General features: G+C 71.1%; 27 protein-coding genes and 1 tRNA gene. 10 read left to right on the top strand and 18 right to left on the bottom strand.

Translation table 11 applies throughout. The features are described from left to right. The first annotated feature begins 18 nt into the window (after positions 1 to 18). A complete protein-coding gene (locus ACFQU4_RS08645) occupies positions 19 to 1,332 on the top strand; it encodes a nitrous oxide reductase family maturation protein NosD (RefSeq protein WP_377489643.1) in 1,314 nt (437 codons plus the stop codon). A 191-nt stretch (positions 1,333 to 1,523) separates the two neighbouring features. Here the strand turns inward: ACFQU4_RS08645 and ACFQU4_RS08640 are convergent, their stop codons facing one another. From ACFQU4_RS08640 to ACFQU4_RS08630, 3 genes are all read right to left on the bottom strand, one after another. After that, a complete protein-coding gene (locus ACFQU4_RS08640) occupies positions 1,524 to 2,858 on the bottom strand; it encodes a UTP--glucose-1-phosphate uridylyltransferase (RefSeq protein WP_377490530.1) in 1,335 nt (444 codons plus the stop codon). Between the two features lie 73 nt (positions 2,859 to 2,931). Further along, positions 2,932 to 3,957 carry an alpha/beta hydrolase gene (locus ACFQU4_RS08635; RefSeq protein WP_377489640.1) on the bottom strand — a complete coding sequence of 342 codons (1,026 nt, stop codon included), beginning with the start codon at positions 3,955 to 3,957 and terminating at the stop codon, positions 2,932 to 2,934. Between the two features lie 52 nt (positions 3,958 to 4,009). Further along, positions 4,010 to 4,450, bottom strand: a complete 441-nt coding sequence (locus ACFQU4_RS08630; protein ID WP_377489637.1) for a nitroreductase family deazaflavin-dependent oxidoreductase — start codon at positions 4,448 to 4,450, stop codon at positions 4,010 to 4,012. Between the two features lie 120 nt (positions 4,451 to 4,570). Here ACFQU4_RS08630 and ACFQU4_RS08625 point away from each other — a divergent pair. Further along, positions 4,571 to 4,645 (top strand) — tRNA-Arg (locus ACFQU4_RS08625). Here the strand turns inward: ACFQU4_RS08625 and ACFQU4_RS08620 are convergent. Continuing rightward, positions 4,605 to 5,951 (bottom strand): alpha/beta fold hydrolase, encoded by a 1,347-nt coding sequence (locus tag ACFQU4_RS08620; RefSeq protein ID WP_377490527.1) that lies wholly within the window; start codon positions 5,949 to 5,951, stop codon positions 4,605 to 4,607. The genes ACFQU4_RS08625 and ACFQU4_RS08620 overlap by 41 nt on opposite strands. Positions 5,952 to 6,046: 95 nt before the next feature. Here ACFQU4_RS08620 and ACFQU4_RS08615 point away from each other — a divergent pair, with 95 nt between their 5' ends. After that, positions 6,047 to 6,580, top strand: coding sequence for a TetR/AcrR family transcriptional regulator (locus ACFQU4_RS08615; protein ID WP_377489634.1), 534 nt, complete (start codon positions 6,047 to 6,049; stop codon positions 6,578 to 6,580). Here ACFQU4_RS08615 and ACFQU4_RS08610 read toward each other — a convergent pair. Further along, the gene (locus tag ACFQU4_RS08610) at positions 6,552 to 7,208 is read right to left on the bottom strand and encodes a DUF4396 domain-containing protein (protein ID WP_377489631.1); all 657 of its coding nucleotides are present in this window, start codon (positions 7,206 to 7,208) and stop codon (positions 6,552 to 6,554) included. The genes ACFQU4_RS08615 and ACFQU4_RS08610 overlap by 29 nt on opposite strands. A gap of 83 nt (positions 7,209 to 7,291) precedes the next feature. On the opposite strand from ACFQU4_RS08610, the gene ACFQU4_RS08605 reads away from it, so the two are divergent. Next, complete coding sequence (locus ACFQU4_RS08605; protein ID WP_377489628.1) at positions 7,292 to 7,708, top strand: GNAT family N-acetyltransferase; 417 nt, start codon at positions 7,292 to 7,294, stop codon at positions 7,706 to 7,708. Here ACFQU4_RS08605 and ACFQU4_RS08600 read toward each other — a convergent pair. Next, entirely contained in the window at positions 7,698 to 8,162 is a 465-nt protein-coding gene (locus tag ACFQU4_RS08600; RefSeq protein ID WP_377489625.1) for a GbsR/MarR family transcriptional regulator, read from the bottom strand. The genes ACFQU4_RS08605 and ACFQU4_RS08600 overlap by 11 nt on opposite strands. Positions 8,163 to 8,225: 63 nt before the next feature. On the opposite strand from ACFQU4_RS08600, the gene ACFQU4_RS08595 reads away from it, so the two are divergent. Continuing rightward, positions 8,226 to 9,041 (top strand): class I SAM-dependent methyltransferase, encoded by an 816-nt coding sequence (locus ACFQU4_RS08595; RefSeq protein WP_377489622.1) that lies wholly within the window; start codon positions 8,226 to 8,228, stop codon positions 9,039 to 9,041. On the opposite strand, the gene ACFQU4_RS08590 is transcribed toward ACFQU4_RS08595, so the two are convergent. Next, entirely contained in the window at positions 9,038 to 10,024 is a 987-nt protein-coding gene (locus ACFQU4_RS08590; RefSeq protein ID WP_377489619.1) for an NAD-dependent epimerase/dehydratase family protein, read from the bottom strand. The two genes, ACFQU4_RS08595 and ACFQU4_RS08590, sit on opposite strands and share 4 nt — an antisense overlap. A gap of 102 nt (positions 10,025 to 10,126) precedes the next feature. On the opposite strand from ACFQU4_RS08590, the gene ACFQU4_RS08585 reads away from it, so the two are divergent. After that, entirely contained in the window at positions 10,127 to 12,118 is a 1,992-nt protein-coding gene (locus tag ACFQU4_RS08585) for a glycoside hydrolase family 2 protein (protein ID WP_377489616.1), read from the top strand. A gap of 4 nt (positions 12,119 to 12,122) precedes the next feature. On the opposite strand, the gene ACFQU4_RS08580 is transcribed toward ACFQU4_RS08585, so the two are convergent. Further along, positions 12,123 to 13,061, bottom strand: a complete 939-nt coding sequence (locus tag ACFQU4_RS08580; protein WP_377489613.1) for an NADP-dependent oxidoreductase — start codon at positions 13,059 to 13,061, stop codon at positions 12,123 to 12,125. A gap of 134 nt (positions 13,062 to 13,195) precedes the next feature. Here ACFQU4_RS08580 and ACFQU4_RS08575 point away from each other — a divergent pair, with 134 nt between their 5' ends. Then, positions 13,196 to 13,735: a MarR family winged helix-turn-helix transcriptional regulator gene (locus ACFQU4_RS08575; protein ID WP_377489610.1), complete on the top strand. Its 540-nt coding sequence runs from the start codon at positions 13,196 to 13,198 to the stop codon at positions 13,733 to 13,735. On the opposite strand, the gene ACFQU4_RS08570 is transcribed toward ACFQU4_RS08575, so the two are convergent. Beyond that, complete coding sequence (locus ACFQU4_RS08570) at positions 13,708 to 14,178, bottom strand: GNAT family N-acetyltransferase (protein ID WP_377489607.1); 471 nt, start codon at positions 14,176 to 14,178, stop codon at positions 13,708 to 13,710. The two genes, ACFQU4_RS08575 and ACFQU4_RS08570, sit on opposite strands and share 28 nt — an antisense overlap. A gap of 80 nt (positions 14,179 to 14,258) precedes the next feature. On the opposite strand from ACFQU4_RS08570, the gene ACFQU4_RS08565 reads away from it, so the two are divergent. Then, positions 14,259 to 14,795, top strand: coding sequence for a hypothetical protein (locus ACFQU4_RS08565; protein WP_377489604.1), 537 nt, complete (start codon positions 14,259 to 14,261; stop codon positions 14,793 to 14,795). Here ACFQU4_RS08565 and ACFQU4_RS08560 read toward each other — a convergent pair. Continuing rightward, positions 14,768 to 15,688 (bottom strand): hypothetical protein, encoded by a 921-nt coding sequence (locus ACFQU4_RS08560; protein WP_377489601.1) that lies wholly within the window; start codon positions 15,686 to 15,688, stop codon positions 14,768 to 14,770. The two genes, ACFQU4_RS08565 and ACFQU4_RS08560, sit on opposite strands and share 28 nt — an antisense overlap. A 95-nt stretch (positions 15,689 to 15,783) precedes the next feature. On the opposite strand from ACFQU4_RS08560, the gene ACFQU4_RS08555 reads away from it, so the two are divergent. Continuing rightward, complete coding sequence (locus ACFQU4_RS08555; protein WP_377489597.1) at positions 15,784 to 16,827, top strand: alcohol dehydrogenase catalytic domain-containing protein; 1,044 nt, start codon at positions 15,784 to 15,786, stop codon at positions 16,825 to 16,827. On the opposite strand, the gene ACFQU4_RS08550 is transcribed toward ACFQU4_RS08555, so the two are convergent. The 8 genes from ACFQU4_RS08550 to ACFQU4_RS08515 all read right to left on the bottom strand — a co-directional run bounded on the left by ACFQU4_RS08550 (position 16,805) and on the right by ACFQU4_RS08515 (position 24,146). Then, the gene (locus ACFQU4_RS08550; RefSeq protein WP_377489594.1) at positions 16,805 to 18,106 is read right to left on the bottom strand and encodes a hypothetical protein; all 1,302 of its coding nucleotides are present in this window, start codon (positions 18,104 to 18,106) and stop codon (positions 16,805 to 16,807) included. The two genes, ACFQU4_RS08555 and ACFQU4_RS08550, sit on opposite strands and share 23 nt — an antisense overlap. Before the next feature lie 121 nt (positions 18,107 to 18,227). Next, positions 18,228 to 18,605 (bottom strand): thioredoxin, encoded by a 378-nt coding sequence (gene trxA / locus ACFQU4_RS08545; protein ID WP_377489591.1) that lies wholly within the window; start codon positions 18,603 to 18,605, stop codon positions 18,228 to 18,230. Positions 18,606 to 18,710: 105 nt separating this feature from the next. After that, complete coding sequence (locus ACFQU4_RS08540; RefSeq protein WP_377489588.1) at positions 18,711 to 19,514, bottom strand: methyltransferase domain-containing protein; 804 nt, start codon at positions 19,512 to 19,514, stop codon at positions 18,711 to 18,713. Beyond that, positions 19,514 to 20,212 carry an iron dependent repressor, metal binding and dimerization domain protein gene (locus tag ACFQU4_RS08535; RefSeq protein WP_377489585.1) on the bottom strand — a complete coding sequence of 233 codons (699 nt, stop codon included), beginning with the start codon at positions 20,210 to 20,212 and terminating at the stop codon, positions 19,514 to 19,516. The genes ACFQU4_RS08540 and ACFQU4_RS08535 overlap by 1 nt, the downstream gene beginning before the upstream one ends. Positions 20,213 to 20,359: 147 nt before the next feature. Continuing rightward, positions 20,360 to 21,193: a class II fructose-bisphosphate aldolase gene (locus tag ACFQU4_RS08530; RefSeq protein WP_377489582.1), complete on the bottom strand. Its 834-nt coding sequence runs from the start codon at positions 21,191 to 21,193 to the stop codon at positions 20,360 to 20,362. 4 nt (positions 21,194 to 21,197) lie between these two features. Beyond that, entirely contained in the window at positions 21,198 to 22,334 is a 1,137-nt protein-coding gene (gene nagA / locus ACFQU4_RS08525) for an N-acetylglucosamine-6-phosphate deacetylase (protein ID WP_377489579.1), read from the bottom strand. Continuing rightward, the gene (locus ACFQU4_RS08520; RefSeq protein ID WP_377489576.1) at positions 22,327 to 23,262 is read right to left on the bottom strand and encodes an ROK family protein; all 936 of its coding nucleotides are present in this window, start codon (positions 23,260 to 23,262) and stop codon (positions 22,327 to 22,329) included. Before ACFQU4_RS08520 ends, nagA begins: the two co-directional genes overlap by 8 nt. Next, the gene (locus tag ACFQU4_RS08515) at positions 23,262 to 24,146 is read right to left on the bottom strand and encodes an SIS domain-containing protein (protein WP_377489573.1); all 885 of its coding nucleotides are present in this window, start codon (positions 24,144 to 24,146) and stop codon (positions 23,262 to 23,264) included. The genes ACFQU4_RS08520 and ACFQU4_RS08515 overlap by 1 nt, the downstream gene beginning before the upstream one ends. Before the next feature lie 75 nt (positions 24,147 to 24,221). Here ACFQU4_RS08515 and ACFQU4_RS08510 point away from each other — a divergent pair, with 75 nt between their 5' ends. Further along, positions 24,222 to 25,031 carry a DeoR/GlpR family DNA-binding transcription regulator gene (locus tag ACFQU4_RS08510; RefSeq protein ID WP_377489570.1) on the top strand — a complete coding sequence of 270 codons (810 nt, stop codon included), beginning with the start codon at positions 24,222 to 24,224 and terminating at the stop codon, positions 25,029 to 25,031. Positions 25,032 to 25,184: the final 153 nt, after the last annotated feature.

Here is a 25,184-nt window from a genome sequence, read left to right as displayed (position 1 = left end):
CCGGTTAGATTGTCCCCCATGCTCTTACGCCGATGGGCTCTCGCCGTGGTGCTGGTCGTGCTGGTCGCGGCCGGCGGCTGTGGCCAGCCCGAGGTCGAGGTTCGACCGCCCGGAGACGGCCCGGTGACCATCAAGGTCCCCGGTGACGCCACCACGATCCAGCAGGCCGCCGACGCCGCCCGGCCGGGCGACACGATCCAGGTGGCGCCGGGAACGTACGGCGAAAGTGTGGCGATCAAGACCGCCGACGTGACCCTGGTCGGGACCGACCGGAACGCGGTGATCATCGACGGCGGCGGGCTCCGCGGCAACGGGATCGTGGTCACCGCTCCGCGCGTGACGATCGCCAACCTGACCGTCCGCGGCTTCAACCTGAACGGCGTGTTGATCACCGGGCTGGTCGACGAGAACGGCGGGCTGGCCAGCGGCAGCGACGGCTACCGGCGGCTGGACGAGAAGAAGTTCCCGCCGCTGCAGGGCTTCGCGGTCCGTTACGTGACCGCCTCCAACAACGCCCTGTACGGGATCTACGCGTTCGACTCGCAGAACGGCGTGATCGAGAACAACTACGCCTCCGGGCACGCCGACTCCGGCATCTACGTCGGCCAGTGCGACGACTGCAACATCGTCGTCCGCAACAACATCTCCGAGTTCAACGCGGTCGGCTACGAGCAGGCCAACGCGAGCAACGTCGTCTCGGTGGTGCGGAACAGGTTCACCAACAACCGGATCGGGATGACCCTGCTGTCGGACTACCAGGAGGCGTACGTCCCGCAGCGGAAGGCCCTGATCGCGGGCAACCTGATCGCCGACAACGACGCCGAGAAGACCCCCGAGCAGGCCGAGGGCGGCTACGGCATCGGGATCGGCATCTCCGGCGGCCAGGACAACGAGCTGAGCAAGAACCTGATCACCGGGAACCCGACGGCCGGCATCGTGATCTCCTCCTCCGAGGACATCGCGCCGCTGGACAACCGGCTCACCGGCAATGTCGCCCGGGAGAACGAGATCGATCTCGCCTATGTGGCCACCGAACGGGCGCCGGGCTCCGGCAACTGCCTGGACGGCAACGACTTCAGCACCACCCTGCCGACCGGGCTGGACCACATCTGGGCCTGCCCGCAGGGCGGCGCGAAGGCGTCCGGCGAGAAGTGGAGCCAGCCGTCGGCCCCGCGCGGCATCTCGTTCCGCGACGTGATCAAGCCGCCGGAGCAGCCGCAGTTGCCCGACGCCGCCCGGTCCGCCAAGCCCGAGGCCCCGAAGCTGTCCGAGAAGGAGACCTCGCTGCCGGCCGAGGACCTCTGGGCCAAGTACGCACACCCCACGCAGTAACGGGCGGACCTCCGACCGGTGGCCTGCGGACGCTGCGGGACCGCTGGCGCCGCGCTCCCGTACTCGCTCTGGCGGACCGTAGGAGCGAGTCACGCCGTACCCGGCTCCGCATCGACCGGGCACCTCGGCAGCGACACGCCGCCCAAACGCCTGCTTTTGTGCCCGGTCAGCGGGTCTTGATGGGGGTCAGGTCAGGCGGGGCCGAGGGTTGGCGGGACCTGGCCGCCGGGGGCGTCGAGGACGGCCTCGCCGACGACTCGTACCGGCTGGTCGAAGGTCCAGTCGCCGCGGACGGAGAGCCGGGTCGCCTCGCGCAGCGAGGGCACGACGCGGATCCGCTCGTCGAAGGCCTGGATCGTCTTGTAGTGGGCCGGGTCGAGGTCGACCAGGGGCATCGGGTCGGCGGTGCTGACCAGGCGGCCGTCCTCGCCGACCCGGTACGCGTCGGACCGGAGCAGCAGCAGGTCGTTGGTGGTCTTGACCGGGAGGAAGCGTTCCCGGCCGACGCCGATCGCGGTGGCCCCGTCGAACACCTCGACGGCGGCGCCCATCGCCGACTCCACCTGGATCACCTTCGGCGAGGACGGATCGGTCGGGTCGACCGTCTTCTCGTTCCTGATCATGGGCAGGCCCAGCACCCCGTTGCGCTCGGCCAGGGTCGCGGCCAGCACCTCGAGGTCGAACCAGAGGTTGTTGGTGTGGAAGTACGGGTGCCGGTGCTCGTCGGTGAAGTAGTCCATCTCGTCGGCCGAGGTCTGCGCCGTGTCGCGCAGGATCAGCCGCCGGTCCGCCTTCCGGATCGCCAGGTGGCCGCCCTTCCGGTCGGCGGCGGTACGGCGGCACACCTCGGCCGCGTACGGCGCACCGCTGGCCGCGAACCAGCCGGCGATGGTCGCGTTCGGCGCCGCCCCGAGATTGTCGGAGTTGGACACCGAGGCGTACCGGAAACCCTGCTCCAGCAGCCGGTCCAGCAGGCCGGAGGCGGCCAGCGCCGGGTAGAGGTCGCCGTGCCCGGGCGGGCACCATTCCAGGCTCGGGTCGGCCGGCCACTCGACCGGGGTCAGGTCGTCGGCGCGCAGCTTCGGCTCGGAGTTCTGCAGGAAGTCCAGGTCGAGCCCGGCGACGGCGAGCTCCGGGTGCCGGCGCAGCCGCTCCAGGGTGTCGTCCCGGGTCCGGAAGCTGTCCATGAAGATCAACGGCAGCCGCGCGCCGTGCTCGGCGCGGGCCGCGAGCACCTGCCCGGCGATCAGGTCGAGGAACGTCGCACCGTCCCGCACCGGCAGCAGCGACTTGGCGCGGTCCAGGCCCATCGAGGTGCCCAGGCCGCCGTTCAGCTTGATGATCACCGTCTGGTCGATCGCCCGACGCGCGTCCTCCGGATCCAGTTCGACCTCGCTGAGCAGGTCGGGATCGGTGAGCGGTTCGATCGAGTCCTCGGCGATGTAGCCGGTGCTGCCCTGCTGCAGCTGTCGGTAGTAGTCGGTGAAGACGTTGATCGCCTGCTCGGCGACGCCGGCGTCGGCCATCTTCTGCTGGGCTCGCTGCAATCCGTCGGTCACAGGCAACGATCGTAGGGCAGCCCCGCTTCCGCCGGACGGGTCAGGGGGCGGGCTTGATCGCCTTCAGCAGTTCGACGGTCTCCTTGATGATCGCGCCGCGCAGGTTCCGGTCCGCGGCCGCGTCGCCGGTCTCACCGCCGTAGTCGCCGTACACGTCGTGGGTGGCGCCGTCCAGCGCCACGTAGCGGGTCTTCGGCGGCAGCAGGTCCTTCGCCGCGTCCACCCGGGCCGGCGTGGTCTGCTCGTCCGCGGAGCCGAACAGCGACAGCGCCTGGAAGTCGTCGCGTCTGATCTTGGCCGACGGGTACGAGGCGTAGAGCACCAGGCCGTCCACCCGCTCGTCGGTGTCCACGTACGCGGCCGCGGCCACCCCGCCCAGCGAGTGCCCGGCGACCGACCAGGCGTCGATCTCGGGATGCACGTTGATCACCGACCGGGCGTGGTCGATGTCGATCATGGCCAGCGAGAGCGGCACCTTGAGCACCGCGACCAGATAGCCGGCCTCGGCGAGCGGCCGCAGCATCGCCGCGTACGCCTGCGGGTCGACCCGGCCGCCCGGATAGAAGACGAACCCGGTTGTCGGTTCGATCACGTTGTCGTAGCGATCCCGGCGGTCCGGGACGAGCTCGTACCAGGTGAGTCGGTCGACGACTCTTACCGTTTCGTCCGACCGAAGTTCACCCAACGCCGGCTCGACCGCAACCCGCGGGCTCGCGTACCCGACGGCGACGACCAGCACCAGCGAGATGATCATGGCCGGTACGGCGAGCGCGATCCGCCGCTTCACCTGCCGCTGGATCTCCTCCGGAGTGCGCTGCCGGGGCCGGCGTTCACTGCGGTCGAACTGGTCGTAACGCTCGCCGAGGATCAGGCTGCCGATTCCCCAGGCGAACCCGATCACGCCGATGACCAGGCAGATCACGGTCAGGATCAGATTGACCGGGTGCCCGGCCAGGGTTGCCCGCAGCGCGTTCAAGGCAACCAGGGTCGGGATGATGATCATCGCCGCGCCCAGCACCAGCCAGGCGCAGGCGACGATGACCCGGCTCTTGATTCGGACCGCCATGATCGCAGAGTCTACGGACGGTCGGACCCCCGGCGAGCCACGTGGCCCCTGGTCAGACCTCCCGCGGGGTCAGCACGAAGACCTGGATCTCGCGGTCGGTCTTGGTCCGGTAGTCCGCGTAGTCCGGCCACGACTCGACCGCGCGGTCCCACCAGACGGCCCGTTCCTCGCCGGTCACCTCACGGGCGCGGTAGTCCTTCTTGTCCGCGCCGTCCTGCAGTTCGACGTCGGGGTGGGCCAGCACGTTGTAGTACCACTTCGGCGGCTTCGGCGCGCCGCCCAAGGAGGCCACCACGGCGTACTCGCCGTCGTGTTCGACCCGCTGCAGCGGCGTCTTGCGGACCTTCCCGCTCTTCGCCCCCAGGGTGGTCAGCACGACCACCGGACGGCCCCGGTTCGTGGTGCCTTTCTGGCCACCGGACGACTCGTAGAGCTCCACCTGGTTACGGGCGAAGTCCGACGGACTGGGTTCGTAATCTCCGTTCAAGGGCATGCCAGCCGTAACCAGTCCGACCCCTTCGATATTCCTAGTCGCTTTGCAGGCATCCGGAACGGGCGGGCGGTCTTTCAACTGGCCCGACCGCGCCGGGCCGGGGTAGCGTTGCCGCGTCACGCCCCCGTAGCTCAGGGGATAGAGCAGAGGTTTCCTAAACCTTGTGCGCAGGTTCGAATCCTGCCGGGGGCGCCACCTTCTCCGCCGCACGCAGTCGCCGTGCGTCGCTCGACCGCCGGTAGCTCTCCGGCACCGGCTGAGCCAGGTAGTCGATGGTCAGTTCGTCTCCCGGCGCGATCGGTGCCCCGGCCCGGACCTGCCGCGCATCCGGATCGATGATTACGTTCGGGTGGTCGCTGTGATTCATGAACCCGTAACTGGTGCGGATGGGCCGCACCAGGAGGGTCGTCGGGTTCAGCGCGTTCCACTCCAGTGCGTCGACGACGTCCGGATGGGCGTCCGCGTCGACGAGTTGGCCGTCGAGTACGCCGAGCAACGCGCCGGCCGGAAAGGTGTCGGTCGCGAAGAGGCCGCGGCCGTGGATCGTGCTCGGCCGCACCGCCGTGCCGGGCATGGTGTCGAGATGCCTGCCGCCGAGATGGTGATCGGCGACCGCGTCGATCGGTGCCGGATCCCGCCGCGTCTCGCCGCGACCAACGGTGTCGATGATCACGGCCGCGATGGACGGGCGGACGCGTCGCGGCAGCTCGTGGCCCAGGCCGGGTACTACGTGCAGCGTTGCAGCCGGCAGTTCGCGGGCCAGTGCCTCTCCGTTGCCCAGCGGGAAGAGCGGATCGTCCTCGCCGTGGATCACGGCGGCCGGCACCTCGATCTCCCCCAGCCGCTCCCGCCAGCGATCACCCTGCGGCGCGACCGGATGGTTGGCCAGCATCGCGCCGAGATCCCGGGTGCGCTCGACCACCACCGTCGCCAGCGCCCGGGCATCCGGGACATCGAACGGCGCCGTCGTACTCGCGAAGGGCCGTTCGCCGTCGACCAGGAACTGGATCCAACCCTCCCGGTCCGTGGCGTCCGGCATGGGCGCCGTCGCGGTGAAGGACGCCAGGAGTGCGTCGGAGAGCTCAGGCAGATCGGCATCGTTCGGGCCGTGCGCCACCGGCCGGGAAGCGATCAGCGTGAGGGACGCGACCCGTCGCGGATGCTCCAGGGCAGCGAGTTGGGCGACCCAGCCACCCTGGGAGAAGCCGACCCAGTGCGCCTGCCGTACGCCCAGCGCATCGAGCACGGCGACGGCGTCCTCGACCAGATCCGGCAGGCCGTACGACGGAGCACCGGCCGGGTCCGCCGACGCCGCGCCCGTGTCGCGCTGATCGAACCGGATCACCCGCAGCCCGGCCGCGACGAGGGCGTCGCACAGGTCGGTTCGCCAGAAGTCCAGCGAGCAGCCGGTGCCGGCCACCAGCAACACGGCCGGGCCGGGCGCGGCCGGCGATCGTTCGTCGACCACCACATGTCCGCCCCGGACGGGAACATTTCTCATCGTCACCACTGCCCCTCATCAAGATCTGAGCCCTGCACTGATATTGATACTGGTACTGTACCGTCTGGACGGTACAGTAAAACGAAAGGTGATCCGTGGCAAGAACCCGATCGGAGACGACCCGGGCCCGGCTGCTCGACGCGACGAAGCAGATCCTCGTCGAACGCGGCGCGGGCCAGTTGACCCTCGATGCCGTGGCCGAACTGGCCGAGGTCTCGAAGGGCGGCCTGCTCTATCACTTCCCCACCAAGTCCGCGCTGATCGAAGGGCTGGCCGAGCGGTTGCGGGACTACACGACGGCCAACGTGCAACGGGCCGCCGAGGACGGCGTGGTGCGTACGTTCCTCGAGACCTCACGGCCCGGCAGCGTCGAGGCCGAGCACTACTGGGCCGTGTTCAGCGCCCTGCGCAGCGGGATCGAGGTGAGTCAGGAGACCCGCGACCTCGTGCAGGAGGTCTTCAGCGTGTGGAGCGACGCGCTCCGCACCGAAGTCGACGACCCGGTGCTCGCCGACATCATCCGCCTGGTCGGTGACGGTCTCTATCTCGGCGCCGTGCTCGGGCTCGAACCCCTGGAACCCGACGCCGTGCAGCAGGTCTTCAGGCGCCTGGGCGTCCGGGGAGGATGAAGCCGGTACGGCCCACGGTCCAGGTCGGCTGTTCCCCGCGCACGGCCGTCCCCGAGTGGTCGGCCGTCTCGAGCTCGTCGGCGATCGCGACGATCAGGCCGCCCAGCATGAACGCGACCAGCGCGGCGACCAGCGCCCCGGTCCGGAACGACGGGATGAAGCGCCGAGGCCCCTCGTCAGTGGAAGCCCCGTGGTAGCCGTGCGTCAGGGCGTGACCCTTCCCGCGCCGGAGCAGCCACCGGTTGACCGGGAAGGCGGCGACGAACGCCGCGGCGAACGCGATCATCATCCCGACCCAGAAGACGACGTTGACGAGTCCCGCTGCCAGGGCGCCGGGGATGATCATCATCACGAGGTTGTCGACGAGTTCCATCGTGGCGATCGAGGCGGTGTCGGCCGCCAGCACGATCCGCAGCGCCGCGGCGACGGCGAGCCCGGCCTTGAGCAGCGGCAGCGTGGACAGCAGGTAGCCGAAGCAGAACGCGAGCAGGATCGAGACCGCGATCGTCGGCGCGTTCGACCAGCCGGCGGCCGTACCGATCAACAGGCCGGTGATCTCCCCGATGGCGCAGCCGGTCAGGCAGTGCAAGGTCGCGCTCACGGCCATGGCGTTCACGCTGTCGGTCACGGGTCCTCCCGGGCGGCGGTGGCGTGCGTCCCCGAGACGGCGTACCCATTGTGCGACGGGCCCACGCCGCGCAGGATCGACGGGTGATCGATCTCCGGAGGTTCGACCGGTCCCACCTCGACGGGGTACTCCGGCTCTGCGTCGCGGAGGGCTGGCCGTCGCTCCCGGCCGACCCCGAGCGAGCGGTACGGGTGCTCACCGCCCCCGGTGTGACCACGGTGGTCGCGGCCGAGGAGGGTACGGTGCTCGGCTTCGCCCAGCTGTTCAGCGACGGCGAGCTGCAGGCGTTCCTGGCCCTGCTCGCGGTCGACCGGGACCGCCGCGGCGAGGGAATCGGGCGAGCCCTGGTGACCGAGGCCCTGCGGCTGGCGGGCGGAGCCCGGATCGACCTGCTCAGCGAGCCGGAATCGCTCGGGTTCTACCGCTCCTTCCCGCACGTCGAGAGCCCCGGGATCAGGCTCTACCCGACCCGGACCGGGCAGGACGGGGTCAGCGGTTGAGGCTGCGCCACCTGGCCATCGACTGCTGGATCTCCTCGCGCATGAAGGCGAAGAACCGCCGCGTCTCGTCCAGCCGGCGACCGGCCGGGCTGTCGGCGCCCAGCACCTCGATGCCCTCGTCGGCACCGCTCTGCACCCGTACGAAGACGGGGTCGGACTGACTGATGAAATGGCTCCAGGTGTGCTCGTGGATCCGGCAGAAGTCTCGCCGGGTGCCGGGATCGCGGCCGCGTTCGACCAGCCGCACCTGGACCAGATACTTGACCGCGCCGGAGACGGCCGACGGGACCACGCCCAACCGCTCCGCGAGTTCGGCCGGAGTCAGCGTGCCGGAGTCCTCCACGAACAACGCCGCGTAGACCCGGGCGGCCATCCTCGGCATGCCCGATTCGATCATGATCTGGGCGAACCGTTCCCGGAAGGCGGCGACGGATTCGTCCCTGGCTGCGGTCACCCTCGCAGTTTAGAGGCTGCAAGAACTTCACGAATTTCGTGACATTCGGCTACCGTAGAGTTCGTGGCCCACCACGAACTCGTCGGGGTCCAGCGGACCCTCACTCCGGTCCTCCGCGCCAAGGCGCTGGACAACCGACTGCCCGAACCAGTCCTCGGCGACCGCGACGCCGAGCGGACGATGCGAGCCCTGGACCCGGACTACGACCGGCGGTGGTTCGGGACCAGCCAGGCCGGCATCGGCGCGGTGATCCGGGCCAAGACCCACGACGACTGGGCCCGCGACTTCCTCGCCGACCACCCGGACGCGGTGGTGCTGCACCTGGGCTGCGGCCTGGACGCCCGGGTCTTCCGGGTCGATCCGCCCGGCACCGTCGACTGGTACGACCTGGACTATCCCGACGTGATCACGTTGCGCCGCGAACACCTGCCCGACCGCCCCCACACCACGATGATCGGGACCAGCGTGACCGACCCGGGCTGGCTGGACCGGATCCCGCGCGACCGGCCCGTGCTGATGATCGCCGAGGGACTGGTTCCGTACCTGACCGTGGCGGAGGTGCGCCGGCTGCTGACCGACCTCATCGAGGCGTTCCCGCTCGGCCAGTTCCAGTTCGAGACCTGCCCGGTCTGGGTTCAGCGCAGCTCGGGCTGGGATCCGACGCTGCGCAAGTACGGCACCAGGTTCAACTTCAGCTGCAACGATCCGGCCGCCCTGGCCGACTGGCATCCGCGGCTGCGGTACCTCGGCGAGGCCCCGATGAACGACTCGCCACTGATCGCGCGCGCCCCCGCGAACATCCGGTTGCTGTACGCGATCATGAACCGGCTCGGCATGCGCCACACTATGCGGATCGTCCGGTACGGCTTCGCCGGCTAAGCCAGCGCGGCCAGCAGCTCGCGCTCCTCGGCGGGGCTGAGCCCGGCCTTCCGATCGGCCCGCTCCAGGCCGCGCTCCCGTTCCTCGGCCAGCGCACCCGCCAGCGTCTCGACCATCGGCCGGCGGACCAGGCCGTCGGCCACCGCCCGCTCGTCGCTGCGGGACATGAAGCCGGCGTAGTCGTCGCCCGGCAGCCACAGCGGCAGCGACCGCGGCCCCATCCACGGCTGGACGCCCTGGTCCTGCAGCCAGTCGCCGTCCGCCTCGACCACGTCGCCGTCGTGACCGGCGATTTCGCGCGCGGCGGTCAGCAGGTCGCCGAAGGAGATCCGTTCGCCGAGCACGTTGTACGGACCCGTCAGCCGCTGGTCGCCGGCGAGCAGCAGCCAGGCCGCCAGGTCGCGGACGTCGATGGTCTGGATCGGATCGTTCGCCATGGCCGGGACCAGGACCGGGCCGGACCGGGCGAACCGGCCCGGCCAGTAGCCGAACCGGTCGCTGAAGTCGCCCCGGCCGCCGATCAGCCCGACCCGGGCCAGCACCACCCGGTCGCCGAGCACGTCGAGGCAGGCCTGTTCGCAGGCGACCTTGCCCTCGCCGTACTGCTCGACGGTCGCCGTGTCGCCGTCCAGCGCGGGCAGCAGCCCGTCGGACTCGTCGACGCCGGGCCGGGAGTGATCGGCGTACACGGAACAGGTGGAGACGAAGACCCAGTGCCCGGCCCGCGCGCCGAGCGCCCGGACCGCGCCGCGGACCTGACCCGGCTGCCGGCTGACGTCGATCACCACGTCCCAGTCAGTGTCGGCCACCGCGGCATAGGCGTCGGGAGCCTCGCGGTCAGCCCGGACCAGCCGGGTTCCGTCGGGCACGTCGCCGCTGCCACCGCGGGCCAGGCAGGTCACCTCGTCGCCGCGTCCGACCGCCTGGGCGGCGAGTTCGCGGCCCAGCCACGCGGTGCCGCCGAGAATCAGGAGCTTGGTCATGCCGCCATTCCACCGGTTCCGGGCCGAGCGGGCGAGCCGACTTCGCGCAGGGCAGAAGAAGCGACCCTAGTCCTGATGAAGCCGCGATGTTAGCGTTAACACATGCCTTGGTCGCCCGCCCGACTGCGTCGTCGGGCCCTGATCGCCGGCGCCGGCGTCACCGCGCTGGCCTCGACGCTCCCGCTTCCCGCCCACGCCGAACCCGGCACCGACCGCGAGCCCTCCGGCACCGAACTCCGCACCGTCGACGGCACCGTCGTGGTGTTCAGCTACGGCGCGGTACTGCCGGCCCTGGACGGTTGGTCCAACCGGGAACCGACCCGCGACTACCGCAGTCTGGACGGCCGTTGGAAGTTCGCCTACGACCGCGACGGGGCCGGCGAGGAGGCCGGCTGGCAGCGGCCGGACTTCGACGACGACGGGTGGGGCACGATCGCCGTACCGTCCTCGTGGGACCTGCGCGACAACAACGGCTGGGCCGGCTACGACGGGGCCGACTTCGGCAAGGGCGGCAGCCTGATCGACGGCCACGGCTGGTACCGGCTCTCGGTCGAGATCCCCGCCGACTGGCGGAACCGGTATGTGCGGCTCGCCTTCCTCGGTGCGTTCTACCGCGCCGACGCCTGGCTGAACGGGACCTGGCTCGGCACCCACGAGGGTGGCCACACGCCGTTCGCGCTGCCGGTCGACGGCGATGCGCTACGGCCGGGCCGCACCGCGACGATCGCGATCCGGGTCCACCGGGCCGCGACCTACACCTCCTACGACGGGACCGGCCAGCCGATCGCCGACGACCGGGCCCTGCCGTCCGGGCCGGTCGACTACTGGCCGTACGCCGGGCTGACCCGGTCGCTCTGGCTCGAGGCCGTACCGCAGGTGACGGTGGCGAAGCTGCTGCTGAACACCGACGGCCCGACCCTGGATGCCCGGGCGGTGATCGAGAACCACGGCGACCGCCCGTTCCGCGGCAAGATCACGATCGACCCCGGCCGTCGCACCGGCGGCAAGGCGGTCACGCTGCCGGTCGAGGTGCCGGCCGGCGGCGTCGCGGTGCCCGCGGCCGAGCTGAAGATCCCCGGGGCGCCGGAGTGGAGCCCGGAGAATCCGGCCGTGCTGCGGGCGACGGCGACGATCACCGGAACCGCCGGCACCCCGGTCACCGACACCCTGTCCTCGACCTACGGGCGGCGCACCGTGTCGGTCGGCCAAGATCAACTTCTGCTGAACGGGAAGCCGGTCTTCCTCAAGGGCTACAACTGGCACGAGGAGACCGACAGCAGCGGCCGGTCACTGACCCGAGCCGAATATGATCATGAACTCGGCCACGCGAAGACCTTGGGGGCCAACCTGCTCCGGAACGCGGTCTACCAGCGGCACCCGTACGTCACGGACTGGGCCGACCGCAACGGCCTCCTGCAACTGGACGAGTGGGACACGATGTGGATCTCCGAGGCCCAGCAGGCGATCCAGCTCGACTACGGCCTGTCCGCAGCCCTCGCCGCGGCAACCGCCTGGAACAACCACAATCACCCGTCGGTGATCATGTGGGGGCTGCAGAACGAGTGCACCCCGAACACGCCCACCTATCGGGCCTGGCTGGCCCAGATGCGGGACGTGGTGAAGGCCGTCGACCTGGCCGACCGCCCGGTCACCTGGGCCTCGGCGACCAGCTGGGACGAGGCGTTCGACCTGGCCGATGTGGTCGGCTTCAACGAGTACTTCGGCTATTTCTACGGCAAGAACGAAGATCTCACCCCGACCCTCGACCAGGTCCACGCCAACCATCCCGGCAAGCCGATCATGATCACCGAGAACGGCACCTGGTCCTTCTGGGGCAACCACGGCGACCCGACCGAGGCCGGCACCGAGGAGCATCATGCCGCCTACTTCCAGGCCCACTGGGACCAAGTGGTGGCGAAGCCGTACGTCGCCGGCTATGCCTTCTGGGTGCTCAAGGACTACAAGCAGCGGCGGAACTACAACCTGGACCTGAACGGCCTTTCCTACATGGGAATGCTGCGCTGGGACGGCGACACCCCGAGGGTCGTGTACGACACGTTCCGGGCCGCGCAGCCGCCCGACTGGTCCCGCTGAACGATCACGGGACCAAGATCGTCCGGCCGGCCAGGCTGCCGGCAACGCCTTGATCATGGACGTCGGCCAGGTCCGTCAAGGACCGGCGGTCGGCGACGTCGATCACCAGCTCGCCCGCGTCGACCAGCGCGACCAGTTCGGCGAGCTGGCCGGCGTCGGGGCGTACGAAGACCCGTTCGGTACGCACTCCGCGGCCGGCCTGGTCCGGGCCGGGCGTGGTGCTGCTGACGAAGACCCCTCCGTCACCGACGAAGTCGACCAGCCGGGCGGTCTCCTCCGGGTCGGTGCGCACCAGTTGCAGGACGACGTCGAAGCGCCGGTCGGCCAGCGAATCCTCGATCGGCCCGGCGGTGTAGTCGATCACCTCCGCGGCGCCGCGGGCCCGGACCCGGTCCCGGCTGCGCGGACCGGCGACCGCGGTCACGGTGGCACCGGCCCGGCGGGCCAACTGCACGGCGTAGCCGCCGACTCCCCCGCCGGCGCCGTTGATCAGGATCCGCTGCCCCGGCTGCAGGGCGGCGACCTCGAACAGTGCCTGCCAGGCGGTCAGCCCGACCACGGGTAGCGCGGCCGCATCGGCCAGCTCGACCGTCTGCGGCGCCCCAGCCAGGACCGCGGCGGGCGCGGCGACGTACTCGGCGGCCGCCCCGGGTTCGGTCGCCGGCAGCATCCCGATCACGGCGTCGCCGACCCGCCAGCCGTCGACCCCGGGGCCGAGCTCGGTGATCACGCCGGACACGTCGAGATTGGGGATGTGCGGGAGGGCCACCGAGAAGGCGTCCCGCATGATGCCGACCCGGATCGCCGCGTCCAGCAGGTTGAAGGCGGTGCCGGCCACCTGCAGCAGCACCTGCCCCTCGCCGGGCACCGGGCGGTCCGCGTCCTCGTACACCAGGACGTCGGAGTCGCCGTGGGAGTGATAGCGCATGGCCTTCATGATCATGTCCTCTCGATCCACTTGCTTCGAATGTGAAGCACTTGGGGTCGATCGTAACTTGCTTCAAATTCGAAGCACAGACCTTCGCGGGGTGACCTCCGCCACATGCTTCGAAGTCGAAGCAGGTAGGCTGGCCCGCCATGACCGGCCCACTGATCGACCTCGGCGACGTCGAGGCTCCCGATCCACAGCGATTGAGCGCGTACTTCGCGCTCATGGAGGCCGTCACGCTGCTTCAGCACCAGGTGGAACAGCAGCTCCGCAGCGTCGGGTTGAGCACCGTCCAGTTCCAGGTGCTGAGCAGCCTCGCGGCCGCCGACGGGAAGCTGACGATGACCGCGCTGGCCGACGGCGTCGTCTACAGCCGCAGCGGGCTGACGTACCAGGCGGGGCTGCTGGAGAAGGCCGGGCTGATCACCCGCGAACCCAGCCCGGATGACGAGCGGGGCACCCTGGTCACGATCACCAAGAAGGGCGTCGCGCTGCTGAACCGTGCCCTGCCCGGTCACATCGAGGTGGTCGGCCGGCTGCTCTTCGAGCCGCTGTCGGAACGGGACCTGGGCCGGCTCGGCGAGATCATGAGCCGGGTCCGTGATCACATGCGGGCGCAGCCGCCGCGGTCAGCGGCGCCGCGCAAGCGCCGGAACGGCGATCAGTCCAAGGGCGGGACGGGCCGGTAGAGCCGAACCTCGTCGTAGATCGCGTCGTAGTCGAGATAGCCGCCGGGCAGCCGGGCCCACTCGGTGAAGCCCAGCCCGCGATAGGCGCGTTCCGCCGCGGTACCGCCGCGGCAGGCCACGTCCAGGATCGACACATCCCACTCCCGCCGGGCATAGCGGGCCAGGTAGTCGATCATCCGGCGGGCCAGCCCGGACCCGCGTTCGGCCGGAATGATCACGAAGCCACCGAGCTCGGCCCGGTGCCGGCGCATCCGGTGGGTCTCCCGGATCAGGTTGCAGCTGGCGACGATCTCGCCGTCGTCGTTCTCGGCGACGATGTGCAGCGAGTCCGGCGGGCGGTTGAACCTCTCGTCGGCCGCCCGCAACTCGGCCAGGCTCATGTCGGTGAAGATCGCCCGCTGGAGTTCCCCGAGATCGGCCTCGGCGGCCCGGCGAATCCTCATGCGCTGAGACTACGGGTTTCGGTCCGCGCCCGTACGGGTACGTCGGGCGAGACACCCAGCACCCTTGAAGGAGAACTCCGATGGACCCCACCGCATGGCTCCTGCCGGTCCTCGGTCTCGTCGTCCTGCTCGTCCTCGCTCTGATCGTGATCTCCGTGGTGATGCGGAGCCGGGCCCGAGCGCGGGAGGCCCAGCTGGACCGTGATCAGCAACGCGCCACCGCGCTTCGCGACGCCGGCAGCCAGTCCCAGCTCGCGGCGAAGGCCCGTCGCGCCGATGCCGTCCAGGAGCGGGCCGCGGCCGACCAGGCCCGAGCCGACGCCGGGCAGGCCCGGGCCGCGGCCGACCGGGCCGAGGTCGAGGCGGAGCGCCACGACCGCGCCGCCGAAGCCCGCCAGTCCGACGCCGACCGCAGGCAGGCTGAAGCCATCGAACGCCTGGACGCCGCGGAGTCAGCGGGCCCAGGCCCCACGCCGGAGGGCGCAGAGCACCGGCAGCAGCCGCCGCAGGATCGGATCGACGGAGACCGCGGCCAGGATCGGATCGACGGAGACCGCGGCCGGGCCGAGCCGGCGCACCCTCGGCGAAGCTATCCGTCCGACCGGCCCGAGGAATAGGCCAGCAGCGTCCGGACGGCGTCGACGGTCACCACGCCGCGCCAGGTCAGCGTGGCCACCTCCCCGGGCGGCTGCCAGGTGATCGGCCAGCCGCCGTCCTCCTGTTGCCCCTCGGCGAGGTGGCGCAGGTGCGCCGTGATCGCGGCGTCGGGGAAGAGCCGCCGGGCCGGGGCGTCCGGGCTGGACGCGAACTGGAGCGGAGTGACGCCGTAGCCCGGTCCCGGATAGAGGTGGAAGTGCGACAAGGTGTCGAGCCGGGCGGCGAGGAGTTCGAACTGCTCGTCCGCCCAGCGGCGATCGTCGCTGCCGGCGAGGAACGCCGCGATGTTCAGGGCCGTATGGCCGCCGAGTTCGGGCTCGGCCAGTGACTGCTCGACGTCGGTACGGCAGCACGCCTCGGCCCGGTCCAGCCAGTCGGAGACGAGGCCGAGCCGGCGCAGCCGGACCACGATCCCGCCGGTCGGGTTGAGGCCGAGCGGGAACGCCTCGCTGTCCCAGTGATCGGCGTGCGGATGGTCCAGCGCCGTCGGCAGCACGATCGGCAGCGCGCCGCTGGGTGTCGCCACCGCCTCCAGGTACGGCAGCGTCCGGGCCCCGAAGTCGCGTGCATGATCACGGACGCCCGCGTCGTCGACCAGATCGAGCACCTGGGCGACCACGGCCAGCGCGAAGTCGACCGCGACCGGCTGGCTGTCCGGCGCCTGGACGTCGGACTCCAGGCCGTGGCCGAGGCCGCCGTCGGGGTTGCGATAGCCGTCCAGCGCGGACAGCACCGCGTGCCCGATCGCCGGGTCGGCCGGTCCGCGGACGAGCTGCCAGAGCCGTCGTTCGATCAACCGGCCGTTGCCGATCACGAAGCGCCCGGCCCGGTCGATCATCTCCTCCGTCACCATGCGCAGGACTCTAGGGACCGGCACCGACAGTGCCCCGGGCCGCCGGGTTACCGTGACCGCGTGCAGCAACGTCTCCCGGCGGGGATCCCGCGCCGATGAGGGCCCTGGTCTACGACGAGCTCGGTGCGCCGCCTGCGGTCCGCGACGTCCCGGACCCGGACTGCCCGTCCGCCGGAGTGATCATCCGGGTGGCGGCGACCGGGGTGTGCCGGTCCGACTGGCATGCCTGGCAGGGCCACGATCCGGTCCGGCTGCCGCACGTCGGCGGCCATGAGTTCGCGGGCGTGGTCGCCGCGGTCGGCGACCGGGTTCGGCGGTGGACGGTCGGCGACCGGGTCACCGCGCCGTTCGTGAACGGCTGCGGCCGCTGCGCGTACTGTGCGGCGGGCCAGGCGCAGGTGTGCCCGGAGCAGACCCAGCCCGGGTTCACTGGCTGGGGCTCGTTCGCCGAGCTGGTGCCGGTGGTCGCGGCCGATCTCAACCTGGTCCGGTTGCCGGACGCGCTCGGGTTCGCCGCGGCGGCGGCCCTCGGCTGCCGGTTCGCCACCGCCTACCACGCACTCACCGCCCAGGGCGGCCTGGCCGCGGGTCAGCTGGTCGCGGTGTTCGGCTGCGGCGGTGCCGGGCTGTCGGCGATCATGATCGCCCGCGCGCTCGGGGCCCGGGTGATCGCCGTCGACCCGGCCGCGGCGGCCCGCGAGCTGGCCGCCGGGTTCGGGGCCGAAACGATCATGGACCCGGCCGCGCTGGACGTACCGAAGTCGATCATGGAACTCGGCGGCGCCGACCTCACCCTGGACTGCGCCGGCTCGCCGGCCGTCGCGGTCGCCGCGGTCTCCTCGCTGCGCCGCCGCGGCCGGCACGTCCAGGTCGGCCTGCTGCTCGGTGATCAGGCCACCCCGCCGTTGCCGATGGACCGGGTGATCGCCTGGGAGCTGGCGGTGCTCGGCTCGCACGGGATGCCGGCGGCCGACTATCCGGCGATGCTGGAGTTGATCACGTCGGGCGCGGTCGATCCCGGGAAGTTGATCATGAACCGGACCGACCTGGCCGGGGCGGGCGACGCGTTGCAGGCGATGGACCGGCCGGGCAGCCAGGGGATCACGGTCGCCGTGCTCAGTCCTTCAACAGCTCCGTAATCGCCCGGAGCAGCTCGGCCTCCGCGGCCGGGCTGACGTTGCTGGCCCGCTCGCTGGTCTCGTAGCCGCCCTCGTCGTACGCCCGCGCGGTGCCGATGTAGCCGGGACCGTAGTCGCCGTACGCCGCGACGCCGACCCCGAGATCGGGCCGCAGTTCCTTGGCCGCGAGCTGGAACTCGACGAAGGCCTCGCCCGGCAGGTGCAGCAGCCGGACCTGCCCGGCCCGGAGCAGCTGCAGGTCGATCGCCCGGCCGGCCCGGGACCGGCGCAGCCAGCCGAGCCGGTCCGCGCCGGACAGGAACGCGTCGCCCTGGCCGGCATCGATCAGGGCGAGCAGGGTCGGCTCGTCGAGGTGGTCGGCAGGAGGCAGCCGTACCGGTTCGGTACGCCAGCCGACGTCGGCCGCCGTGATCGGGGTCCGTTCGGTCCCGTCCCAGGCCCGCCGCAATCCGTCCGCCAGCCGACCGGCCAGCACGACCCGGTTCTCCGGGTCGCCGTCGTTGTACTTGCCGGCGCCGATGTTGCCGCCGGCTCCGTTGAAGTGGACGTGCAGCGCGCCCGGCACCGACTGCCCGCGCAGGAAGCGGGCGATGCCGGGGAAGTCCGGGCTCGGCGTCTCGGTCAGGTAGTAGCTCTGCGGATGGCAGGCGTAGTAGCTGAGCAGCGCGACCGGACGCTCGCCGTCGAAGAACGTGACCAGGCTGACCTCGGGATCGATCACGCCCTCCGGCTCGGCCCGCAGCTCCGGCTCGACCGTTTTGGTCATCCGCATCGCCCGGACCCGGCCGTCGTCGCCGAGAATCCGCCGGTTGGAGGCGACCTGCTCCACGGTCGCGGTGCCCCAGCCGAGGTGGCTGACCGGCACCGGCTCGGCCAGCGCGAGCTTGATCGCGGCGGTGGCGTCGTCGAGCACCCGGCGGGCCAGCGAGCCGTCCCAGCGGCCGGCGTCGCGGCCGGCCTCGATCAGGATCCGCTCGGCCGAGAAGTCGCAGGCCGGCGCGTCGTGCTGGTGCAGCGTGTGTACGGCGACCCGGTCCGGGGTGGTGCCGGCCGCCGCGGCGAGCCGCTCCCGGAACACGTCGTGCCCCTCGTTGCCGATCCCGATCCAGTCCACCGCGCACAGCACGATCGGTGCCTCGGCGCCGAGCAGCACGATGCCGCGGCAACTGAGCGAGAGTTCGTCGGCCGTCCCGACCTGCGTGTACGCCATCTGGCTGCCGACCGGCGGCGTGGCATCGACGTGGAACGTGGCCAGCGCCAGCGGCGCCGTCGTGGTCATGATCAACTTCTATCAGGTACGGCAGCGCGCAGCCCGCACCGGGGTCGCGCCGCGGACCCGACGGCAGGGTGACGGAAGCCCCGGCACCTGTCACCAGGCGCCGGGGCGTCGAACACGGGGCTCAGGCCTCGCCGTGCTCTTCCTTCAGCTTCGCGACCTCCGCATGCACCTTCTCCATGTCGAGGCCCTTCACCGCGTCCACGACCTGCTTCAGCTGGGGGGCCTGCAGGGCGCCGGCCTGGTTGAAGACCAGCACGCCCTCCCGGAAGGCCATCAGGGTCGGGATGCTGGAGACGCCGAGCTGGCCGCTCAGGGCCTGGTTGGCGTCGGTGTCCAACTTGGCGAACACGATGTCGGAGTGACCCTCGGACTCGGCCTCGAAGACCGGGCCGAACCGCTTGCACGGCGGGCACCATTCGGCCCAGAAGTCGACCAACACGATGTCGTTGTCGGAGATCGTCTTCTCGAACTGGTCAGAGTTGAGTTCGATCGTTGCCATGTCTTCTCCTGGCTGCCCTGCTGGCAGCGGTTGTGATGAATGCCTTGTCGCCGCTGTAACGCACGGCGGGGGCCGGACTATTCCGGGGCCGGCAGGCCCCGCACGCTATTTGATCGCCACCACCCGCCGCATCGGAATGGTGATCGGGAACGGCCCGCGCTTGGCCAGCCGGTGGGTCAGGAAGTCGACCGCGGAAGCGATCCGGGCCGCCTTGGTGCTCGGCAGATAGAGCGCGGAGAGCAGGAGTTCGGCGTCCTCGCGGGAGGTCACCGTGTAGTGGTAGCGCTCGCGGGCATCCTCGACCCGACGCAGCCCGGCCGCCCGCAGGGTCCGGCTGAAACCGGCCAGCTCCACCGAGCCGGGGAACCGGGGCGATCCGCGCAGCCGGGCGTTGATCCGGGCCGGTACCCGCATCTCGGCCGGGGACAGCGGGCGCAGCGCCGGGGCGATCGCGGCCAGCACGCCGCCCGGCTTGAGCACCCGGGTGACCTCGGCCAGCACCTGGTCCAGCGGCCGGACCACGAGCAGGCCCATCGAGCTGGTGACCGCGTCCACCGACCCCTCGCGGAACGGCAGCCGCAACGCGTCGCCGCGGACCCAGGGTCCGGGGCCGCGGTCCGCCGCCAGCCGCAGCTCGTCGGCGGACAGGTCGACGCCGATGACGGTCCGTACCTTGGAGGAGCTCGGCGGCCGGCTCAGCAACTCCCGCGACATCGGGCCCGAGCCACAGGCGAGGTCGAGCACCGTACCGGCGTCGGAGACGGCCCGGGCCAACCAGCGGTACGGCGTGTGGTCGCCGGCCAGCGACCGGGACAGCACGGCTTCGATGACGCCCGGGCGAGCCGCGTGGAACTGGGCCAGATACCGCGGCCAGTCCAGACCGTCCTCGGACACGACGAGGGCCGGCATCACACCCGGGAGACGAACAGATAGGCGGACGCCTCGAGCGAGATCTCGCACGGCGGCGCGTCGGCCGCGGACAGTTTGACCCCGAGGCCGCCGCCCTCGACGGTGACCTCGACGCCGGGCTTGATGCCCGCCGCGCGCAACGTCCCCATGGTGTCGATGTCCTTCTGGATCTCTTCGCTGATCCGCTCCACCACGACCCGGGCCGCGGCGCCGTCGGTCCGCTCGACGAGGTCCCGCAACTGGTCGTTGCCGGCCCGGAACTCCACCTTCGGCGTCTTGACACCGAGTTCTTCCAGGCCCGGGATCGGATTGCCGTACGGGGAGGCGACGGGAGCCTCGAGCAGCTCGACCAGCCGGTGCTCCACGTCGGTGGAGATCACGTGCTCCCAGCGGCACGCCTCGACGTGCACCTTCTCCCACTCCAGGCCGATCACGTCGGTCAGCAGGCGTTCCGCCAGCCGGTGTTTCCGCATCACCCGCATGGCCCGGTCGCGACCTTCGGGGGACAGCTCCAGGTGGCGGTCGCCCTCGACCTTGACCAACCCGTCCCGTTCCATCCGCGCGACCGTCTGCGAGACGGTCGGTCCACTCTGATGCAAACGCTCGGCGATCCGGGCCCGCAGCGGCACGATCCCCTCTTCTTCAAGCTCGAAGATGGTCCGCAGATACATCTCCGTGGTGTCGATCAAATCGCTCACGGTGCCCATTCTCCCTGATCAAACCAAAGTTACACGGCGCAGTCGTCAGCGCCCTCGTATCCAACTGCCGCGCTGCACTGTCGAGGAGGCCGCACGATCGTGTTCGTAAGACTAGAACATGGCCATCGCTGCCGTCCCCGACCGAGGTCAGGATGCCAGCAGTGTCAGCAGCCGTGCCACTTCCGCGGCCACCGCGTCGCGGGCCGGGCCGAGGTACTTCCGGCTGTCCACCATCGCCGGGTTGTCGCCGAGCACGGACCGGACCCGGTCGGTGAACACCGCGTTCAGATGGGTGGCGATGTTGATCTTGGTCATGCCGGCGGCGACGGCCCGGACGATCTCGTCGTCGGCGACGCCGGACGAACCGTGCAGCACCAGCGGCACCGGTACGGCAGCGGCGAGTTCGGCGATCAGGTCCAGATCCAGCTTCGCGGTCCGCTCGGTCATCGCGTGCGACGAACCGACCGCCACCGCGAGCGCGTCGACGCCGGTCTCCGCGACGAAGCGGACCGCCTCGTCCGGCCGGGTCCGGGCGCCCGGCGCGTGCACGCCGTCCTTGCCGCCGACCTCGCCCAGTTCGGCCTCGACCGAGATCCCGGCGGCCCGGCACTGGGTCACCACGGCCGCCGTCTCCGCCACGTTCTCCTGGTACGGCAGCGCCGACGCATCGAACATCACCGAGGTGAAGCCGAGCTCCACGGCCTGGTCGACCAGGCTCCGCTCGGTCGCATGGTCGAGGTGCACCACGGCCCGGACCGACGCCGCCTCGGCGATCGCGAGCGTCGCCAGCCCGATCGGGCGCAGCGCGCCGTGATAGCGGACGGCGTTCTGGGAGACCTGCAGCACCACGTCGGTGCCGGCCTGCTCGGCACCGGCCACCAGGGCCTCGGCGTGCTCGATGCTGAACACGTTGAAGGCACCGACCGCCTTCGTCCGCTCGGCCGCGGTCGCGAGGACGTCGGTCAGGGTCGCCAGGGTCATCCGTTCACTCCGCCACTTTCCAGCGGCCGCCCTGCAGCACGCGCTGCAGCCGGCCTTGATCATCGACAACGCAGAGATCGGCCTGCCGGCCGACCGTGAGCTCCCCCACCCGGTCCAGTCCGTGCGCCCGGGCCGGGGTGGTCGCGGCCATCCGCGCCGCGTCGGGGACGGGCACCCCGAGACCGACGACGAACTCGACGGCGCTGGCCATGGTCAGGGTCGACCCGGCAATCGAGCCGGCACTGCCGTCGGGGTTGACCAGGTGGACGGCACCGCCCGCGACCGCTACGTCCAGGTGGCCGAGCGCGTACGAGCCGTCGGCCAGTCCGGCCGCGGACATCGCGTCGGTGATCAGCGCGACCCGGTCCGGCCCGGCCGCCGCGATCGCCATCGTGATCACGTCCGGATGCAGGTGGATCCCGTCGCAGATCAGTTCGACCGTGACCCGGTGATCATCGAGCAGCCGCGGGACCGGCCCGGGCTCACGGTGGTGGATCGGCCGCATCGCGTTGAACAGGTGGGTCGCCACCGTCGCGCCGGCATCGATCGAGGCGGCGGTCTGCCGGTCGTCGGCATCGCTGTGCCCGAAGGCGACCCGGACGCCGGCCCGGGACAGCCGCTGCACCGCGTCCCGACCATGATCGAGTTCCGGGGCGATCGTGATCATGGCGATCCGGCCGGCGCCCGCGGCCAGCACCCGGTCCAGCAGTTCCGGGGTCGGCGGGGTCAGCAGTGCCGGGTCGTGCGCGCCGCACTTGGCCGCGGACAGGAACGGCCCCTCGAGGTGGATGCCGGCGAACGCGCCCGCCTCGACCAGCGGCACCAGGGTCTCGATCTGCCGGACCAGCAGGTCCGGTTCGGCGCTGACCAGGCTGGCGTAGCTGGTCGTGGTTCCGTTGCGGGCATGGAATTCCCGGGCCTGCAGAGCTTCGTCCGGGTCGGTGGTCGGGTAGTCGCCGCCACCGCCGCCGTGGACGTGGGTGTCGACGTAGCCGGGCAGCACCCAGCCCTCGACCGGCTCCCCCGAACCCGTCGACGGGCCGAGCTCCGTGATCACCCCGTCGCCGATCTTGATCATGGCGTCGGTACGGACTCCGTCCGGCGTCACCACCCGCTCGCAGCGCAGCACGGTCTCAGTCATGATCGACTCCCCGCAGTTCGGCCCAGCCGAGCAGCCCGGCCCCGATCAGCCCGGCGTCCGCGCCGAGGGTGGCCAGCCGGAACTCCGGCACCCGCTGGAACGTCGCCGTGGCAGCGATCCGGCGCTCCACCTCGGGCAGGAACAGGTCGGCCGCGCCGGACAGCCCGCCGCCGATGATGATCACTTCCGAGCCCAGCAGGGTGGTGCTCAGCAGCAACGATTCGGTGAGCGCGTCGATCACCACCGCGAACGCGGCGAGGGCGTCCGGATCGCCGGCACGGGCTGCCTCCGCGACCGCCCGGGCGTCCGGGTTGGTCCCGACCTCGACCCCGCGGGCCGCCGCGTAGCCGCGGGCGACGCCGGCGGCCGAGGCCACGGTCTCCAGACAGCCGATCTGGCCGCAGGCGCACGGCGTCTCGCCGGCCGCCCGGACCCGGGTGTGGCCGATCTCGCCGGCATAGCCGCCGGCCTCGAGCAGCCGCCCGTCGACGATCATGGCGGCCGCGATGCCGGTGCCGATCGGGAGGAAGAACACGTTCTGCGCGTCCGGGCTGCCGAGCCGTCCTTCGGCGAGGCCGCCGGCCCGGACGTCGTGGCCGACCGCTCCGGACAGCCCGGTCCGGTCGTGCAGCCGGTCCCGGATCGGCATCTCGGTCCAGCCGACGTTGGGCGCGGCCCGGACGGTGCCGCTGGCCGCGTCGATGATGCCGGGGACGGCGATCCCGAAGCCGTGGCAGGGTCCCGGCGCCGTGGCCGCAGCCTCGGCGATCCGGTCGCCGAGCCAGTCGGCCAGGCCGTCCGCGCCGCCGGCCCGGTAGGTGTCGAGGCGGCGCACCGCGGTGGCGGTGCCGTCCTCGTTCACGTACCCGATCTTGGTCAGGGTGCCGCCGAGATCGACCGCGACGACACACTCGGGCGAGTCGGCCATTAGGCGCCCAGCACGACCGAACGGCTCAGGTGCCGCGGCTCGTCCGGGTTGACCCCGAACCCGATCGCCCGCGCCACCGCGACCCGCTGGGCCAAGATCAGGTCGACCAGCGGATCAAGATCATGATCGACGAACGTCGCGCCGGTCGCGGTCACGTCGTCGGCCAGCCCGGCCGGCGGCTCGCCGAACATCCAGACCGCGCGGCCCTTGTTGGCGATGGAGATCGGGCCGTGCCGGTAGTCCATCGCCGGGTACGACTCCGCCCAGCTGGCCGAGGTCTCGCGGAACTTCAGGGCCGCCTCGTGAGCGATCCCGACCGACCAGCCGCGGCCGAGGAAGGTGAGCTGCTCCGCCTCCGGCAGGCCCTCCGGCAGCGGTGCGGCGACCGCGTCCTTGGCCGCCGCGATCAGCGGATCAAGATCATCACCGAGCGCGGACCGGAACAAGGCCAGGGTCGAGGTGGCGAACCGGGTCTGCACCACCGACTGCTCGTCGGCGAACGCGAGGTCGACGATCTCGTCGGCCAGGTCGACCACCGGAGTGCTCAGGTCACCGGTCACCGCGACGGTGGGCACCCGGCCGCGCAGCCGGGTCAGCACCTCCAGCACCTCGGTGGTGGTGCCGGACCGGGTCAGCGCGACGACCCGGTCGTAACCGCGGTCCAGCAGCGCCTCGGAAGCGGTGTAGGCGTCGCTCTCGCCGAGGCCGCGGGACTCGCGCCAGTGCGCGACGACCTGGGCGACGAACCAGGAGGTGCCGCAACCGACGAAGGCGACCCGTTCACCGGGCTTCGGCAGTCGGTCGGCCACCCGGGCGGCACGGTCGACTGCGGTGGACCAGCAGTCGGGTTGAGAGGCGATCTCCGCCTCGACATGGAAGCTCATGAGACAACATCCTGGTCGTAATTGTGCGTGTTTCGTACCCAAATGTGCAGATATGAACATATCATGCTGATCACCATGAAAGCCGAACTCACCCGAGCGGAGCGGTTGTCGGCACTCCTCGAACGCCTCGTCTCCGCCGGGCAACTCGAGGTCGAGGACGCTGCTGCCTTCTTCGGAGTCTCCGCCGCGACGATCCGGCGCGACCTCGACTACCTGGCCGAACAGCAACTTCTCGCCCGGACCCATGGTGGCGCAGTCCCGAACACGACCAGCTACGACCTGCCGCTGCGCTACAAGACCAGCGCCCGCAGCGAGGCCAAGGCCCGGATCGCGGAGCGCGCCGTCGAACTCCTCTGGCCGGGCTGCACGGTCTCGATGAACGGCGGCACGACGACCGTCGAGGTGGCCCGCGCCCTGCCCCGGGCGGCCCGGCTCCGCGAGTCCGCGCCCGGCAGCATGGAGCCGCACGGGATCACGGTGGTCACCAACGCGCTGAACATCGCCACCGAGCTGACCGTCCGCCCGTTCATCAAGATCGTCGTCTGCGGCGGCGTGGCCCGGCCGCAGAGCTACGAACTGGTCGGCGCGATCGCCGGCGAGACGCTGAGCCAGCTCACCCCGGACCTGTGCATCCTCGGCGTGGTCGGGCTCGACCCGGAGGCGGGGCTGACCACCAACGACGAGTCCGAGGCCGCGATCAACCGGGTGATGATGCAGCAGGCCAAGCGGACCGTCGTCGTCGCCGACGCCGCGAAGCTCGGCCGGGTCGACTTCTGCCGGATCTGCCGCGTGGACGAGGTGGACGCCGTGCTCACCGATGCCGACGCCGACCCGAAGATCGTGGCCGCCCTGCGCGCCGCCGGACCCGAAGTGATCTTGGCCTGAGCGCCTGTCCTCGCCCTGCTCGACCGTGGCCGGCGCAGCCGGTTCGGATCGCTGCGAGTGAAATCCGTTGACGCCTTTTTGGTCGCCGCCTACGGTTGGTGGCACACGTGAAAGGAGGTGGTCCGAAGAATGAATTCTTTTGGGACTCGTGAG

Origin of the sequence: Microlunatus sp. GCM10028923, from assembly GCF_042666975.1 — a bacterium.
Lineage (GTDB): Bacteria > Actinomycetota > Actinomycetes > Propionibacteriales > Propionibacteriaceae > Microlunatus.
This window is presented reverse-complemented; position numbering and strand designations above follow the sequence as displayed.